Origin of the sequence: Zestomonas insulae, from assembly GCF_016901015.1 — a bacterium.
Classification (GTDB): Bacteria; Pseudomonadota; Gammaproteobacteria; order Pseudomonadales; family Pseudomonadaceae; genus Aquipseudomonas; species Aquipseudomonas insulae.
On the sequence record NZ_JAFEUP010000001.1, the window covers coordinates 1121144 to 1137345 of the forward strand.

General features: G+C 67.1%; 11 protein-coding genes. 4 read left to right on the forward strand and 7 right to left on the reverse strand.

Features of this window, described 5'->3' with window-relative positions; genetic code table 11:
• Positions 1–15: 15 nt before the first annotated feature.
• The 4 genes from JQX08_RS05410 to JQX08_RS05425 form a co-directional block, all read right to left on the reverse strand.
• Positions 16–2745 carry a winged helix-turn-helix domain-containing protein gene (locus tag JQX08_RS05410; RefSeq protein ID WP_204915219.1) on the reverse strand — a complete coding sequence of 910 codons (2730 nt, stop codon included), beginning with the start codon at positions 2743–2745 and terminating at the stop codon, positions 16–18.
• A 144-nt stretch (positions 2746–2889) separates the two neighbouring features.
• Positions 2890–4254 carry a DUF1329 domain-containing protein gene (locus JQX08_RS05415; protein WP_204915220.1) on the reverse strand — a complete coding sequence of 455 codons (1365 nt, stop codon included), beginning with the start codon at positions 4252–4254 and terminating at the stop codon, positions 2890–2892.
• Positions 4255–4282: 28 nt separating this feature from the next.
• Positions 4283–6241 (reverse strand): DUF1302 domain-containing protein, encoded by a 1959-nt coding sequence (locus JQX08_RS05420; RefSeq protein WP_204915221.1) that lies wholly within the window; start codon positions 6239–6241, stop codon positions 4283–4285.
• Positions 6242–6460: 219 nt separating this feature from the next.
• Complete coding sequence (locus JQX08_RS05425) at positions 6461–8143, reverse strand: fatty acid--CoA ligase (protein WP_204915222.1); 1683 nt, start codon at positions 8141–8143, stop codon at positions 6461–6463.
• Positions 8144–8297: 154 nt separating this feature from the next.
• Between JQX08_RS05425 and JQX08_RS05430 the strand changes: the two genes are divergently transcribed.
• On the forward strand, positions 8298–9473 hold the full coding sequence (locus tag JQX08_RS05430; protein WP_204915223.1) for a thiolase family protein: 1176 nt from the start codon (positions 8298–8300) through the stop codon (positions 9471–9473).
• Positions 9474–9656: 183 nt separating this feature from the next.
• On the opposite strand, the gene JQX08_RS05435 is transcribed toward JQX08_RS05430, so the two are convergent.
• Positions 9657–10838 (reverse strand): MFS transporter, encoded by a 1182-nt coding sequence (locus tag JQX08_RS05435; protein WP_204915224.1) that lies wholly within the window; start codon positions 10836–10838, stop codon positions 9657–9659.
• 90 nt (positions 10839–10928) lie between these two features.
• Between JQX08_RS05435 and JQX08_RS05440 the strand changes: the two genes are divergently transcribed.
• Positions 10929–11705, forward strand: coding sequence for an AraC family transcriptional regulator (locus JQX08_RS05440; RefSeq protein ID WP_204915225.1), 777 nt, complete (start codon positions 10929–10931; stop codon positions 11703–11705).
• Between the two features lie 7 nt (positions 11706–11712).
• Here the strand turns inward: JQX08_RS05440 and JQX08_RS05445 are convergent, their stop codons facing one another.
• Together JQX08_RS05445 and JQX08_RS05450 are read right to left on the reverse strand one after the other, a co-directional pair.
• The gene (locus JQX08_RS05445) at positions 11713–12342 is read right to left on the reverse strand and encodes a LysE family transporter (RefSeq protein WP_204915226.1); all 630 of its coding nucleotides are present in this window, start codon (positions 12340–12342) and stop codon (positions 11713–11715) included.
• Between the two features lie 90 nt (positions 12343–12432).
• Entirely contained in the window at positions 12433–14010 is a 1578-nt protein-coding gene (locus JQX08_RS05450; RefSeq protein ID WP_204915227.1) for a sensor domain-containing diguanylate cyclase, read from the reverse strand.
• Positions 14011–14154: 144 nt separating this feature from the next.
• On the opposite strand from JQX08_RS05450, the gene JQX08_RS05455 reads away from it, so the two are divergent.
• Both JQX08_RS05455 and JQX08_RS05460 read left to right on the forward strand, forming a co-directional pair.
• The gene (locus JQX08_RS05455; RefSeq protein ID WP_204915228.1) at positions 14155–15114 is read left to right on the forward strand and encodes a 2-hydroxyacid dehydrogenase; all 960 of its coding nucleotides are present in this window, start codon (positions 14155–14157) and stop codon (positions 15112–15114) included.
• 33 nt (positions 15115–15147) lie between these two features.
• On the forward strand, positions 15148–16146 hold the full coding sequence (locus JQX08_RS05460) for a methyltransferase (RefSeq protein WP_204915229.1): 999 nt from the start codon (positions 15148–15150) through the stop codon (positions 16144–16146).
• Positions 16147–16202 lie beyond the last annotated feature (56 nt).

Genomic DNA, 16202 nt, shown 5'->3' on the forward strand with positions numbered 1-16202 from the left:
TCTGCCGCCAGGGCGTTAGCGCAACAGCCCCAGCGCCTTGGCCCGCGCCACCGCCTGGGTGCGCCGCTCGACGCCGAGCTTGCTGTTGATGTGCCGCGCGTGGGTCTTCACCGTGTGCAGGGAGATGAACAGCCGATCGCTGATCTCCTGGTTCGAGCAGCCCTGGGCGATCAGCTCGAGCACCGCCAGCTCGCGCGCACTCAGCGCCTCGGCGGTGCCGCTGACCACTTCCTCGACCACCTCGCCTTCCGGCAACAGCGCCAGCAGCGCCTCGCCGGCCGCACACCGCGGCGCCGCCTGCAGCTGCTCGCGCAACCACTGCGGATGCTCGACCAGCAGCGCGTGGAACGGCAGCAAGGCGCCGCCGATCGCCCCTTCCAGGCACTGCAGCAGCAACTGGCGCGCCTCGCGGTCCTGGCGGTGCCGCAGGCAATGGCGGATCAGTTCGACCTGCGCGGTGAGGCCCAGGGTCTGCCCGCCGGTGCTGTGCACCCGCAAGCTGAGGGCACGCAGGCGGCGCTCCGCCTGCGGCCATTGCTCCTGGGCGCGCTCCAGCGCGGCGAGTTGCAGCTCCAGGTGCAGCGGCAGTTGCGGGTGGAATTCCGGGGCACTGGCCGCCTCTTCGCCGCTGTAGGTTTCGGCCAGGCGGGTCAGCCACAGCCCGGCCTGCTCCAGCTGGCCCTGCGGCAGCCACAGCTCGCACTTGGCCAGGGTCAGCATGGCCAGGTAGTAGATCGGCGGCACGTCCCAGATGTGCATCAGCCGCTCGGCTTCGGCGAGGTGGGCGAACGCCTCGGCGTAGCGGCCGAAGCGGCCGTCCAGGCCGGCCAGCAGGTAGTAGCCGATCAGCAGGCTGAGGTCGCGACAGGCGCGCGCCTCGGCGATCCCGGCGAGCAGCTTGATGCGCGCCGCCTCCGGCTGCAGACGCTGGATCAGCAGCAGGCCTTCGTACAGGGTCAGCCGCGCACGCACCGCGTACAGGCGCTGCGCCGGCAGGCCGTGCAGGCGTGCCAGGCCCTGCTGCACTTCATCCAAGGCGCGCAGCACTTCGCCGCGGGCCTGCAGCACGCGGGCGCGGTCGTAGTGCGCCAGCGCCTCGAACAATGGATTGCCGACCCGCCGCGCCAGCTCCAGCGCCTCGCGGTTGAGGCCACGGGCACGCCACAGATCGCCCTTGACCACCGCCAGGTTGGCCAGGGTCGACAGGCACATCTGCCGCTGCCCGGTACGCTCGCGCGGCAGGCTGGCCAGCGCCTCGCTGCAATAGGCCTCGGCCGTGGCGCTATCGCCGCGGCCGCGGGCAATCACCCCGCTGAGTGCCAGCCACTGGGCGAGCATCGAGCGCTGCGCGCGTGCCGAGGGCGCCGGCAGGAAGCGCGTCAGCTGACGCGCCAGTTCCTCGGCGGCGTCCAGCTGGCAGGCCAGTGCCAGGGCCCAGGCGTACAGCACGATCAGCCGCGGCGAGCTGCCGAGCAGGCTTTCCGGCAAGTCCATCTTCCAGCGCAGCAGCATGGCAACGTTCTGCTCGCCGAGCAGCTGCACCTCGGAGAGGTTCTGCACCAGGTTGGCCGCCACGTCCGGCTGACCGGCGCGCAGCGCTTGGTCGATGGCCTCGTCGAGCCAGCCCTGTGCGCTGTACCAGCGGCAGGCGCGCAGGTGCAGGCGCGCGGCCGGCTGGCTGCCCTCCTGCGGGCGGGCGCGCAGCAGGTCGGAGAACAGGTGGTGGTAGCGGAACCAGCGGCCCTGCTCGTCGAGCGGCACGAGGAACACCTGGTTGGCCTGCAGATGACGGAGGATCGCTGCGCTGTCGTGGCTGTCGCGCACCGCATCACACAGCTCGGCACAGAAGCGGTCGAGGCATGCGGTGTCATACAGGAAGGCCTGCACGTCCGCACTCTGCCGCTCGATCACTTCTTCCAGCAGGTAGTCGCGGATCAAGCCATCGGAACCGTGGAACGACGGCAGCCGGCCATCCGGCTCATCGGCGGCGGCCAGCAGCCACAGACGCAGGCCGGCGACCCAGCCTTCGCTGCGCTGCAGCAGGGTCTGCAGGTCGGCATTGCTCAGCGCGGTGCCCTGGCTGGCCAGCAGGGTCGCCGACTCTTCGTGGGTCAGGCGCAGGTCCTGTTCGTCCAGTTCGAGCAACTGCTTGGACAGCCGTAGGCGGGCCAGATGCCAGTCCGGGCGCTGGCGGCTGGTGACCAGCAGCAGCAAGCCCGGCGGCAGGTGATTGAGGAGGAACTGCAGGCAGCGGTCGAGCACCGCACCCTGCGCCAAATGGTAGTCGTCGAGCACCAGCAGCAACGGCTGCGCGGCATCCAGGCTGCCCGCCAGCTCGTCGAGCAGGCCATCCAGCCATTCCTCGAAGGCGAACGGCTGATGGCGTTGGCGCATGCGCAGCACGCCGAGTGCCTCTTCACCGAGACCCGGCAGGTAGCGGCGCAGGCCGGTCAGCAGGCGTTCGAGGAAGCGCCCCGGATCGCTGTCGCGGCGGCTCAGGCCGAACCACAGGCTGCGCCACTCGGCCGGCAGCTGCTGGCAGAACTCGCCGGCCAGCGAACTCTTGCCGAAGCCGGCCGGCGCGCAGACCAGCAGCAGGCGCCCGCTCAGGCCGCCGTTCAGCCGTTCGCACAGCGCAGGGCGCGGCACGTGGCCGTCGGGGAGTGGCGGCCGGAAGAAGCGGCCATCGGCAGCAGAATCAGTGGCGAAGGCAGCGGAGCGGGGATTACTGGACAGCTCAGTCATACCGGATTTCTGATTGTGGGCAGGGCAACAATCTGGACGCTCGCAGCCTAGACCCTTGCCCGGGGTATTTGAAGCGCTGGTCATCTCAGGCAATAAAAAACCGGCCCGAAGGCCGGTCAAATGCACGGGAAGTGCGAGAGTTGTCTAGCGCACGCCGGCCTGGCGCAGGGCCGCCGGGGTGTAGTCACTTTCCGAAGCGGCGTAGTTGAAGTCGTAGGCCTGTTTCTCCTCGTTCTTCATGCCCAGCGCCAGGTAACGGCCGGACAGTACGTCGTACAGGGTTTCCAGGGTGTACCAGGGCACCTGCTTGTCGTAGTAGTACTGGTTGTGCGCCTCGGCGACACGCCACAGGGTGCCGCGACCGTCGTAGTGGTCGATCTCGGTGGCTTGCCAGGTGTCTTCGTCGATGAAGAAGTCACGCTTGGCGTAGATGTGCCGCTCGCCCGCCTTCAAGGTCGCAGTCACGTGCCAGACGCGGTGCAGCTCGTAGCGCGCCAGGTCCTGGTTGATGTGGCCAGCCTTGATGATGTCCGAGTACTTCAGCTTCGGATCGTCCAGCTTGTAGCTGTTGTAGGGGATGTACAGCTCCTGCTTGCCGACCAGTTTCCAGTCGTAGCGGTCCGGCGCACCGTTGTACATGTCGAAGTTGTCGGAAGTCCGCAGACCGTCGGCGGCGGTACCCGGACCGTCGTACGACACCTGCGGAGCGCGGCGCACGCGGCGCTGACCGGCGTTGTACAGCCAGGCCAGACGCGGCTCCTTGACCTGGTCGAGGGTCTCGTGGACCAGCAGTACGTTACCGGCCAGACGCGCCGGAGCGGTCACGCGCTGCTTGAAGTAGAACAGCACGTTGCTCGGCTTGCTGGCGTCGTAGTCCTTGAGGTTGGTGCGGAAGGTGAACTCGTCCTGGAAGTACACCAGCGAGTAGGAACCGTTCGGCTGCGGGGTCGCCTGGGTGACCAGACGGCGCACGCTGCCACCGCGCCAGCGGGTGATGTGGTTCCAGATCGCTTCCAGACCGTTCTGCGGAATCGGGAACGGGTTGGCAGTCTTGAAGTCCTCCAGACCGTTACCGCCCTGCACCAGCTTGGTGTGGGTGGCGTTGTACTTGGTGTCCTCGACCACCTTGGCCGGCAGCGCGGCGCTGCGGTGGCTGGTGTACACCGGCATCTTGTAGGTGTCCGGGTAGCGCTTGAACATCGCCTGCTGGCCAGGGGTCAGTTTGTCCTTGTACTGCGCCGCGTTGGCCGCGGTGATGGTGAACAGCGGCTTCTCGCTGGCGAACGGATCGGCGAGGAAGCCCTTGGCATCCGCCGCGCCGGCGTTGGTCGGCAGGCCACCGGTCCAGGCCGGGATCGAGCCGTCGGCGTTACCGGCCTTCTCGGCACCCACCGGGGTCAGCGTGGTGCCCAGTTTGGCGGCATCTTCGGCCGACGCCGCCATCACGCTGGCAGACAGCAGCGAAAGCGCCAGAACACCGGTTTGCAGCAGACTTTTGTTAGTTTTCATGATCATCGTCTTCCTAATTCCAGTCCGCTTAGAAGTTTACGCCGACGCTCATAGCGACGAAGTCACGATCTTCCAAAGTGGAGAACTTGCCGTCGAAGAAGTTGGTGTACGACAGGCTGGCGGTGTAAGTGTTCTGGTACTCGGCATCCAGACCGAAGCTAATGGCTTTGCGGCCTTCCTCGAAGTTGGCACCCGGACCTGGCGAGTAGCCGTCTACGTCATGCGACCAGGCTACGTTCGGCTTGAGGTTCACCCCGGCGATCACGTCGTTGTAGTCCCAGATCGCCCGTGCGCGATAACCCCAAGCGTCGCTGGTGGTAAAGCCATCGCTGTCGCAATAGCGACTGACGTTGTCTCGGGGCCCGGTCGCGCCAACGGTCGCGATGTTGAGCCCGACGCAAGTTGGCGCACCGCCAAGAGTTCCCGGCAAGGCGCCCGGGCCGAACACCGGATCACGCCCGTAACGCGCCTCGGAGGTACTTTCCAGACCGCCCACGTGAGTCCAGCCGACTTCGCCCACCAGGGTCAGCCGCTCGGCGCCCATGACCTGGTCGAAGAAGTGGGTAAAGGTGGTTTGCAGCTGGGAGATTTCCTTGCGGTTGTAACCGTGCAGATCGCTGCCCGGTGCTGCCCCTAGCAATGAAGCATTGGCATAGGGCCGCACGATGCCAGCCGGAGTGGTGATCGCCATGTTCTTCAGGCCGGCATACAGCACATCGGTGGTCGACAACTGCACCGGCGCATTCGGCCGGTAGCTGAACTCGCCACTCCACGCGGTGCCGGTGGGCAATGTGGTGGAGAAGCTTAGGCCGTACAGGCGGATGTCCTCCGGGTACTCCATGAAGTACTGACCGTTGCCCGCAGAAGCGGCGGCGCCGAGCGAAGCGGCAGCAGTAATCGCGGCCGGGCTGAAGCCGCCTTGCTGTGCAGCACCGCTGGCCACGGCGTTGATCCGCGCCTGGTTGGCTGCGCTCGGACCGGCGCCGCTGAAGATCGGCAAGCGACTGTGGTAGTTCATCGCGTAGAAGCCGAACTCGGTATCCAGCGGGTCGAACATGTAGCGGAAGGCGACGCCGAACTGGCCGCCGTCGCGTGCATCGCGGTCTCCACCACGCTGCACCACAAGGCCTTCGTTCCACTCCGACGGAGTGACGCTCAAACCAACGTTACGCAGCGCGGCATTGATCGCAGCAATCTGCGCAGGGTTGTTGGTCAGCACTGCCAGGTTTTGGTCGCAGCCATCGGCCACCACGTCGGGTTGCGAGAAGAAGGTGCCGCAGTTGTCGACGACCGTCTGGTCCCATTCCAGCTGGTAGAAAGCTTCGGCCGACAGGTTCTCGGTCAGGCTCTGCTGAACGAAGAACATGTTGACCGGAATCAGGCCTTCCTTGATCTCCGCGCCTGGGCGGCGGAACGCTGAAACGTCGACTGGGTTGATTGAGTTGATGCCGCCCTGGATGAAGGTACTTTCACCCCAGCTGACCACCTGCTTGCCCAGACGCACCGAACCCGGCTGCTCGGCAACGGCATAGTTGTAGTAGGCGAAGGCGTCGAGCAGCTGGGCGCCGGAGGATTGCGCGCCTTCCTTGCGGTTATGGTCGTCGATGTCCTTGAACAGCCGGCTCTCGTCCTTCAGCTCAAAGTCGTACCAGTACTTGCCGCGGGTGAACACGCCGAAGTCGCCGTATTTCAGCTCGAGGTCATGGATGCCCTTGAAGATCTTCGAAAAGGTTTCGCCCTTCTTGAAGTTCAGCCGCGAGTCGTCGGAGGTCTGCGACAGGCCACGGCCACCGTTGTTGACGCCGATCAGGTCCTTGTTGGCATCAGCGGTCGACCAGCTGGCCCCCACGGAGAGCGCCGAGTCGAACTGCCCTTCGATTTCACCGATGTTGAAACTGACGGCGAATGCCGGTGACGCGAGGGTGGAAGCCAGGCTGACGGCCAGCGGCAACTTCGCCAGGCGCCAGAACGTTCTTGTTGTTGTCATCGACGCTACTCCATGTGTTTTTTTGTTATGGATGCAGCGGACTATAGCCAGGGGCTAATACCTAATGATCAGTCGAAAGTGTGATTTGCGTGACCAAGCACTCTAGCCCGCGGGTTTAGTCCCCCTACCCGGGACTAACCCTAGACCAATATCACCTGAAAGCAGCGCAAAAACGCCTAGCGCGTGCGTGGTAGGAGCGCTAAGCGTCGCTTGAAAGGCTTACACGGTGGACAAAAATGCGCTGCCGCTGGCTTGCCATTGGGCGATGTCACCGCGGATGCGTTTCTTATCCAGCTTACCGACGCTGGTCTTGGGAACTTCGGTAACGATGGCGATCTGCGAAGGAATCGCCCACTTGTTGATCAGGCCCTGTTCGACGAAGGGCTTGAGGTGTTCCTTCAAGGCCTTGGCGTCCAGCTCGGCGCCGTCACGCAGCACCAGCAGCGCGAACGGCCGCTCGCCCCACTGCGGGTCGGGCACGCCGACCACCGCCACTTCGCGCACCGCGGCGTGGCGACTGATCAGGTCTTCCAGCTCCAGCGAGGACAGCCATTCGCCGCCGGTCTTGATCACGTCCTTGATGCGGTCGCGGATGTCGATGAAGCCCATGCTGTCCAGCGTGGCGACGTCACCGGTGTGCATCCAGCCGCCCTGCCACAGTTCCTCACCCTTCTCCGGCTCGCGGAAGTAACCCTGGGTCAGCCACGGCGCCCGCAGCACCAGCTCGCCCTGCGACTCGCCGTCGGCCGGGTGGAAGTTGCCGTGGTCGTCCATGATCGCCGCCTCGACCAGCGGCACCGGTATGCCGGCCTTGATGCGGTAGGTGGTGCGCTCGTCCTCGCTGCCGGCGCGCAGTTCCTCGTTGAGGAAGCCGCAAGAGATCAGCGGGCAGGTCTCGGACATGCCATACGCGGCGGTGAGCTGGATGCCGCGCGACTTGGCGACTTCATACAGCGAGCGGTTCAGCGCGCTGCCGCCGATGATCATCTTCAGGCCGCCGAAATCGTGGCCCTGGGCGGTCGGCGCATTGAGCACCATCTGCAGGATGGTCGGCACGCAGTGGGAGAAGGTGACCTTCTCCTCGCGGATCAGCCGGCACAGCATGTCCGGCTCGTAACGCCCCGGGTAGACCTGTTTGACCCCGAGCATGGTGGCCACGTAGGGCACGCCCCAGGCGTGCACGTGGAACATCGGGGTGATCGGCATGTACACGTCGTCGCTGCCCATCAGGCGGATGCTGTCCAGGCTGCCCATGGTGGTGGCCATCGACAGGGTGTGCAGGACCAGTTGGCGGTGGGTGAAGTACACGCCCTTGGGGTTACCGGTGGTACCGGTGGTGTAGAAGGTGGTGGCCACCGAGTTCTCGTCGAAATCGGCGAACTCGTAGCGCGGGCTGGCGGCGGCCAGCAGGCTCTCGTACTCGCCGACCAGGTTCGGCAGCTCGACGCTCTGCTCCGGGGTGTCGGTGAGCAGCAGGGTCTTCTCGACCGTGGTCAGCTGCGCGGCGATGCCCTGATAGAGGCCGGCGAACTCGGCGTTGACCAGCACGAAGCGGTCCTCGGCGTGGTTCATGGTGTAGAGGATCTGCTCGGACGACAGACGGATATTGATGGTGTGCAGCACTGCGCCGAGCATGGGGATGGCGAACATGCACTCAAGGTAACGGTGGCTGTCCCAGTCCATCACCGCCACGGTATCGCCCGCCTTGACCCCGGCCGCCGTCAGCACGTTGGCCAGCCGCGCGACGCGTTCGATGAAGGTCGCGTAGCTGTAGCGCACCTGGTCGCGGTAAACGATTTCGCGGGTCTTCTCGTAGCGGCTGCCCGACATCAGCAGGCGCTTGACCAGCAGCGGATAGGCGTAGGCGTTGTCGGCGGGGGCGATGAGACGGGTCGAGAGCATAGGAACACCTGAGCAAAACGGAATTGTTGTTGATTCTGACCAGACTGTAAGGCGCTTCGCCGGTGTCGGAATCAGTCCTAAGAATGATTTGCCCGGACCTTTCAGCGCTTAGAATCGCCGGCCGAACACGCTTCATTAAACAGAGGAAACCTCGATGTCCGATATCGTCATTGTCAGCGGTGCGCGTACCCCTATGGGTGGTCTTCAAGGCAGCCTATCCGCTGTCAGCGCCGTCGACCTGGGCGCCATTGCCATTCGCGAGGCCGTGGCCCGCGCCGGCATCCAGCCTGCCGACGTGCAGGAAGTGATCATGGGCTGTGTGCTGCCCGCCGGCCTCAAGCAGGGCCCGGCCCGCCAGGCCGCCCTCAGCGCCGGCCTGCCCAGCGCCACCGGCTGCACCACCATCAACAAGCTGTGCGGTTCGGGCATGAAGGCGGTGATGCAGGCCTTCGACGCGCTGAAAGCCGGCAGCAACGAGGTGATGGTCGCCGGCGGCATGGAAAGCATGTCCAACGCGCCCTACGTGCTGGAAAAGGCCCGCACCGGCCTGCGCATGGGCCACGGCGAGATCAAGGACCACATGTTCCTCGACGGCCTGGAAGACGCCCGCACCGGTCGCCTGATGGGCTCCTTCGCCCAGGAAACCGCGGACAAGTACGGCATCAGCCGTGAAGAGATGGACGCCTACGCCATCGAGTCGCTGAAGCGCGCCCAGGCCGCGATCCAGAGCGGTGCGCTGGACGCCGAGATCGTTCCGGTGACCGTCACCAGCCGCAAGGGCGAGGTGGTGATCAAGGACGACGAGCAGCCGCTGACCGCCAACCTGGACAAGATCCCCGGCCTCAAGCCGGCGTTCAAGAAGGACGGCACCATCACCGCCGCCAACGCCAGCTCGATCTCCGACGGTGCCAGCGCGCTGGTGCTGATGACCGCCGAGGAAGCCGCCAAGCGTGGCCTCAAGCCGCTGGCCAAGATCGTCGCCCACGCCACCCAGAGCCAGGACCCGAGCGAGTTCACCATCGCCCCGATCGGCGCGATGAGCACGCTGTTCAAGAAGACCGGCTGGAACAAGGACGACGTCGACCTGTTCGAGATCAACGAAGCCTTCGCCATGGTCACCATGCTGGCGATGCGCGAACACGGCCTCGACCACGCCAAGGTCAACGTCTACGGCGGCGCCTGCGCCCAGGGCCACCCGGTCGGTTCGACCGGCTCGCGGCTGATCGTTACCCTGATCAACGCCCTGCGTAACACCGGCGGCAAGCGCGGCGTGGCCTCGCTGTGCATCGGTGGCGGCGAAGCCACCGCGGTGGCCGTCGAGCTGCTGTAACGCTTACGCGCCACATGAAAAAGCCCCGCCTCGGCGGGGCTTTTCTATTTTCAGGGGCAGCCAAAGCGTTGCCGTGCTGTGTAGGAGCGAATTCATTCGCGACCGCGGCCGCTGATCGCGAATGAATTCGCTCCTACAACCCGCTTGCCGGCCGCGTAGCGTAGGCCACCGACCTACGCCCGCTCAGGCGCGTGCCACCTCGGCGTGCGCCGCGGTGCGCGGGAAGACCAGCGCGGCGGCGAAGGTCAGCGCGCCGAAACCGGCCATCAACAGGTATAGGCCGCTCAGGCCATGGCGCGGCTCGAGGTAGGCGATCAGCGGAATCGCCGCGGCGCTGGCGCCGAACGACACGAAGTAGCGCAAGGCGAACACCCGCGACTGCCACTGCGGGGCGACGAAATTGGCGACCATCGCGTCGTTGACCGTGACCTGGCCGAACACCGCGAACATGAACGCCGCGCCCAGCACGATCACCGACCAGCCCTCGGCATAGGCAAGGCCGACCAGCAACGGCGCCCGGCACAGGGTGAGCAGCACGAACGGCGTCTTCAGGCTGAAGCGGTCGAGCAGCCGGCCCATGGTCAACTGCGCCACGGCGCCGAATGCATAGGCCAGGCTGACCACCAGGCCGAGGCTCTCCGGCGACACCAGCAAATCGTGCAGGCGCACCTGGAACAGCTTCGGGTAGGTCACCGTGGTGGCGTTGAACACCACCCCGCCGCTGGCGGTGACCAGCGCCAGCACGCCGAACACCAGGCCCATCGAGATGCGCTGGCCGCCAGCCCCGCGCGGGGCGGCGCGGAGCGTCTCGACCGGCGCCTCGGCGCGCACCTGCCAGGCGAACGCCAGGCCGATCAGCACCGCCAGCGCACCGGGCAGGATGAACGCCGCGCGCCAGCCGAACTGCGCGGTCAGCAGGCCGGTGAGCAAGGCGGCGAAGGCCACGCCGAGGTTGCCCCACATGCCGTTGATGCCCAGCTCGCGGCCGCGGTTCTCGGCGTGGGCGACCAGCATGGCGCTACCCACCGGGTGGTAGATGGCGGCGAACACGCCGATCAGGGTCAGGCCCCCGACCAGCATCGGCACGCTGGTGCTGCAGCCGGTGAGGATCGCCGCCGCGCCGATGCCGATGAAGAACAGCTGCAGCATGTGCCGGCGGTCCCACTTGTCGCCCAGCCAGCCGGCCGGCAGCGAGCAGGCGCCGAAGGCGATGAAGCCGCCCAGCGACAGGCCGATCAGCTCGGCGTAGCTGAGCTGGAAGCTGGCGCCCATGCCCAGCACGGCGGCCGGGAAGATCAGCATGAACATGTGGTCGATGATGTGGGCGGCGTTGATGTAGCGAATGATGGTGCGGCGTCGGTTCATGGCAGCGGTGTCGTTGGGTTGGTGGAGTCGAGGCTTCATGCTAGGTTGCAGCCACAACGCATACCCGACATAAAAGTCATCGAACCGGACATGCTCATCGAGTACCCGCTGCACGGCCGCTTGGCCGCCATCGCTGTCGACTACCGCGACGGTCAGCACGTCGCCGTGCACCGTCACCAGCAGGCGCAGTTCCTCTACGCCGCCAGCGGGCTGATGCGCCTGGTCACCGCGCAGGGCGCGTGGATCATCCCGCCGACCCGCGCGGTATGGATTCCGCCCGAGGTCGAGCATGAGATTTTCATGTCCGGCGCGGTGCGCATGCGCACCCTGTTCATCCCCGAAACCGCCGATGCGGGGGGCTTCTCCGCCTGCCAGGTGCTGGCGGTCACGGCGCTGCTGCGCGAGCTGATCCTGCGCGCGATCCAGTTGCAGCACGCCGACGACCACGCCAGCTACCCGCTGGTGCAGGAGCTGATCCTGCGCGAGATCGCCGCCCTCGAGCGGCTGCCGTTGCACCTGCCGATGCCGGTGGACCGGCGCCTGCAGGCGATCTGCCTGCGCCTGCTGCAACAGCCGCAGCACCCGCACACCCTGGAGGACTGGAGCCAGGAGGTCGGCGCCAGCTCGCGCACCCTGGCGCGGCTGTTCCGCCAGGAGCTGCAGATGAGTTTTCAGGAGTGGCGCCAGCAGCTGCGCCTGACCGAAGCGCTGCCGCGCCTGCTGGCCGGCGACAGCGTGCAGGGCGTGGCGCGCGATCTGGGTTACGGCAGTGCGCGGGCCTTCAGCGCGATGTTCCGCCGCCTGCTCGGCGAGAACCCGCGCGAGTACGTGCAGGCGCTGGGGCGCCTCAGCGCCTTGAAGGGCTAGCCGCGCCTCAGCGCAGCTGGGTGAGGGCCAGCTTCACCCCGAGGGCGATCAGCACAGCGCCCATCGCCCGATCGAACCAGTGGCCCAGACGGGCGAAACCGGCGCGCACCCGCGGCTGGCTGAACAGCCGCGCCACCAGGCAGAACCACAGCGCGGTCGCCGCCGCCAGGTACAGGCCATAGCCGGCCTGGATCCACAGCGGGGTGTGGGGATTGATCACCACGGTGAACAGCGACAGGAAGAACAGCGTCGCCTTGGGGTTCAGACCGTTGGTGACGAAACCGGTGGTGAAGGCGCCGCGTGCGCTGCGCTCGAGCGCTGCGCCGGCGAGTTCCAGGCTGCCCGGCTCGGCCGGTTTGGCGCGCAGCGCCTTGAGGCCGATGTAGAGGAGATAAGCGGCGGCCAGCCATTTCAGCGCGTTGAACAGCAGGATCGACTGCGACACGATCAGGCCGATGCCGAGCAGCGAATAACCGACGTGAACGAAGATCCCGCTACCGACGCCGAGCGCCGTCCAGGTGCCGGCGCGGCGGCCGTTGGCCACGCTCTCACGCACCACGATGGCGAAGTCCGGGCCGGGGCTGGCGACCGCCAGCAGGTGGATCAACGCCACGGTGAGAAATTCCGCCCAGTACATGATGGTCTCCGCAAGTAACTGCCGCTCACCTTACGCCGCGCCCTAAGCGCTCACCAGATACAGTTGGCGGCGATCAGTCGGATGGCGGCCTCAGAGTTTTTCCTTGAACAGGCTGATCTCGAAGCGCAGCACGCGGTTGCGGCCCTTGGCCTTGGCCTGGTACAGCGCGCGGTCGGCGCAGTGCAGCAGGGTCGCCGCGTCGGTGCCATCGCCGACCGGCACCAGCGCGTGCACGCCGATGCTCACCGTGACGATGCCCAGCGGGTGGCCGGCATGGGCGATCGCCAGCGCCTCGAGGTTGCCGCGCACCTGTTCGGCCACCGCCTGCGCGCCGGCCGCGTCGGTTTCCGGCAGCAGCAGGCAGAATTCCTCGCCGCCGTAGCGCGCCGCCAGGTCGCCGGGGCGCTTCTGCGCGGCGCGCAGCACGCGGCCGAGGCTGCGCAGGCAGACGTCGCCGTCGCTGTGGCCATAGAGGTCGTTGAACTGCTTGAAGTAGTCCACGTCGAGCATCAGCAAGCCCAGCGAACGCTGGTTGCGCCCGGCGCGCAGGACTTCCTCGGCGAGCCGCGACATGAAATGCCGGCGGTTGGCGAGGCCGGTCAGCTCATCTTCCAGCGCCAGCTTCTCCAGGCGCTGGTTGAGCAGTTCCAGGCTGTCGCGGGTGGTGCGCAGCGCCTGCTCGGTGGCCAGCCCGGCCTTGATCTGGCGGATCAGGTGGAAGCCGAACAGACCGAGCAGCACCACCACAAACAGGGTGATGCCCATCTGCACGTAGACTTCGCGCATCCAGCTGGCCAGCACCTCGCGCTCGGCCAGGGCGGCGGTCGCCACCAGCGGGTAGCCCTCCAGGTGCCGGTAGCTGTACAGCCGCGCCTCGCCATCGACCAGCGACACGCCGCTGAGGTTGCCGACCGGCTGGCGCGGCAGGTAGTCGTGGAACACCGGCCCGGCGGACAGATCGGCACCGATCAGCGCTTCGGCGAACGGCTGGCGCACCAGCAGCGTGCCGTTGTCCAGCGACAGGGAAATTGCACCGTACTGCATGGTGTCGAAGGTGCGGTAGAAGCGCAGGAAGTAGTCCATGTCGATGGTCGCCAGCAGCACCCCGGCGAACTGTCCCTGCGCGTCGTTCAGCCGCCGCGACAGCGGGATGACCCAGGTACCGGTGGTGCGGCTACGCACCGGCAGACCGATGTGCGGGCCGAGGTCGGGGTTGTCGCGGTGGAAGCGAAAATACTCGCGGTCACTGTTGTTGGCATCGTGCGGAATGGTGTCGAACGAGCTGACCAGCCAATGGCCGTCGCGGTCATAGACGAACAGCCCGTGCAGATCCTGCAGCTCCCGGACTTGCACCTGCAGCAAGCGGTGCAGACGCTGCAACTGCTGCGGGTCGCGGCCGTCGACCTGCAGGCGCTCGCTGAGGCTGACCAGAATGGTGTCGGCTTTCTTCAGGGTGTCCTGTGCATGCCGGGACACCGAATAGGCCAGGTTGGAGGTCGCCATCTGCGCCTCTTGCAGGCGGGTTTCGCGCGCCGACCAGAGCATCCAGGCGACGCTGGCGAACAGCAGCACGCAGACCAGCACGACAAACACCCGCGCCATAGGCAGCAGTGTGCGTTGCGCGAAGAGACGTTCGAAAAGCGGCGGACGGGAAGACGGTTCAGTCATAGACCACTACTAGAGGTCGGCGATGAAGTGCTTGCATCATAGGCGCAAACGCCTGCTGCTCAAACAGACCAAGGTGCAATGGCCGGGGTTTGCCCATCGGCTATCGTGCACCCTCCCCACCCCGCTCCTTCGGAAGTTTTCGCCATGCCCAACCGCGCCGTGTTTCTCGACCATGCCTCCCTCGACCTCGGCGATCTCGATCTGACGCCGCTGCGCGCCGCCTTCGACGAGCTGGTGGTACACGACGCCAGCCTGCCGGCGCAGGTCGCCGAGCGCCTGCGCGGCGCCCAGGTGGCGATCAGCAACAAGGCGCCGCTCGACGCGGCGACCTTCGCCGCCTGCCCGGAGCTGAAACTGGTGCTGTTGTCCGCCACCGGCACCAACAACGTCGACCTGGCCGCCGCCCGCGCGCACGGGGTGACGGTGTGCAACTGCCAGGGCTATGGCACGCCCTCGGTGGCCCAGCACACCCTGATGCTGCTGCTCGCCCTGGCCACGCGGCTGCCCGACTACCACGACGCGGTGCGCGACGGGCGCTGGCAGCAGGCCAACCAGTTCTGCCTGCTGGACTTCCCGATCGTCGAGCTGGAGGGCAAGACCCTCGGCCTGCTCGGCCACGGTGAGCTGGGCGGCGCGGTGGCACGTCTGGCCGAGGCGTTCGGCATGCGCGTGCTGCTCGGCCAGCTGCCCGGCCGGCCGCCCCGCGCCGACCGCCTGGCGCTGAACGAACTGTTGCCGCAGGTCGACGCGCTGACCCTGCACTGCCCGCTCAACGAGCAGACCCGCAACCTGATCGGCGCGCGCGAACTGGAGCTGATGAAACCCGGCGCGTTCCTGATCAACACCGCGCGCGGCGGCCTGGTCGACGAGCAGGCGCTGGCCGACACGCTGCGCCGTGGCCATCTCGGCGGCGCCGCGTTCGACGTGCTCAGCGTCGAGCCGCCGCGCGACGGCAACCCGCTGCTGGCCGGCGACATCCCGCGGCTGATCGTCACCCCGCACAACGCCTGGGGCAGCCGCGAGGCACGCCAGCGTATCGTCGGCCAGCTCAGCGAGAACGCCCAGGCGTTCTTCGCCGGTGCAGCGATCCGCACGGTCGGCTAAGCTGCGCGGCTTTCTGCACTAAAGGAACGCCCGATGGACCCGCGAAGCGAAGTGCTGCTGCGTCAGGCCGAGCTGTTCGACGGCTCGCTGCTGCTCGCCGGCCTGCCCTCCGACGACCTGCTCGGCCGCCTGCCGCAGGCGCGCGGCTGGAGCTGGCATGCCGGCGACCAGGCGCGCCTCGACGCGCGCTTCACCGGGCGCAGCCAGTTCGGTGTCAGCCCACCGGCCGAGGCGTTCAGCGCCGCCGTGTTGTTCCTGCCAAAGTCCCGCGAGCTCACCGACTACCTGCTCAACGCCCTGGCTGCGCGCCTGCCCGGCGGCGAGCTGTTCCTGGTCGGAGAGAAGCGCGCCGGCATCGAGCGCGCCGCCAAGCAGCTGCAGCCCTTCGGTCAGCCGCGCAAGCTGGACAGCGCACGGCATTGCCAGCTGTGGCAGGTGCACGTCGAGCGCGCGCCGGCGGCGCCGCAGCTGGAACAACTGGCGCAGCACTACGAACTGCCGCTTGCCGACGGACCGCTGCAGGTGGTGACCCTGCCCGGGGTGTTCAGCCACGGCCGCCTGGATCGCGGCACCGCGCTGCTGCTCGAGCACCTCGAGCAACTACCGCCCGGTCACCTGCTCGACTTCGGCTGCGGTGCCGGCGTGCTCGGCGCGGTGCTCAAGCGCCGCTACCCGGCCAGCACGGTGAGCATGCTCGACGTCGATGCCTTCGCCGTCGCCAGCAGCCGCCTGACCCTGGCCGCCAACGGCCTGGACGCCGAGGTGCTGAGCGGCGACGGCATCGCCGCGGCGCCGATGGGCCTCAGCGCGATCCTCAGCAACCCGCCGTTCCACGAGGGCGTGCACACCCACTACCAGGCCAGCGAAGACCTGTTGCGCCAGGCCGCCGTGCACCTGCGTCCCGGCGGCGAGCTGCGCCTGGTGGCCAACAGCTTCCTCAAGTACGTACCGCTGATCGAGGCCAACCTCGGCCCCTGCCAGACCCTGGCCGACGCCAAGGGCTTCCGCATCTACCGCGCCCGGCGCGGCTGAGCCCGCACTGAGCGTCATGCACCCTGCGACCTCAAGGTCGCGGGGGCAACTTGCTT

Bases quoted from the DNA above. Each gene is read 5' to 3' on its own strand.
- JQX08_RS05410 (WP_204915219.1), bottom strand. From the start codon at position 2,745: ATGACTGAGCTGTCCAGTAATCCCCGCTCCGCTGCCTTCGCCACTGAT.
- JQX08_RS05415 (WP_204915220.1), bottom strand. From the start codon at position 4,254: ATGAAAACTAACAAAAGTCTGCTGCAAACCGGTGTTCTGGCGCTTTCG.
- JQX08_RS05420 (WP_204915221.1), bottom strand. From the start codon at position 6,241: ATGACAACAACAAGAACGTTCTGGCGCCTGGCGAAGTTGCCGCTGGCC.
- JQX08_RS05425 (WP_204915222.1), bottom strand. From the start codon at position 8,143: ATGCTCTCGACCCGTCTCATCGCCCCCGCCGACAACGCCTACGCCTAT.
- JQX08_RS05430 (WP_204915223.1), top strand. From the start codon at position 8,298: ATGTCCGATATCGTCATTGTCAGCGGTGCGCGTACCCCTATGGGTGGT.
- JQX08_RS05435 (WP_204915224.1), bottom strand. From the start codon at position 10,838: ATGAACCGACGCCGCACCATCATTCGCTACATCAACGCCGCCCACATC.
- JQX08_RS05440 (WP_204915225.1), top strand. From the start codon at position 10,929: ATGCTCATCGAGTACCCGCTGCACGGCCGCTTGGCCGCCATCGCTGTC.
- JQX08_RS05445 (WP_204915226.1), bottom strand. From the start codon at position 12,342: ATGTACTGGGCGGAATTTCTCACCGTGGCGTTGATCCACCTGCTGGCG.
- JQX08_RS05450 (WP_204915227.1), bottom strand. From the start codon at position 14,010: ATGACTGAACCGTCTTCCCGTCCGCCGCTTTTCGAACGTCTCTTCGCG.
- JQX08_RS05455 (WP_204915228.1), top strand. From the start codon at position 14,155: ATGCCCAACCGCGCCGTGTTTCTCGACCATGCCTCCCTCGACCTCGGC.
- JQX08_RS05460 (WP_204915229.1), top strand. From the start codon at position 15,148: ATGGACCCGCGAAGCGAAGTGCTGCTGCGTCAGGCCGAGCTGTTCGAC.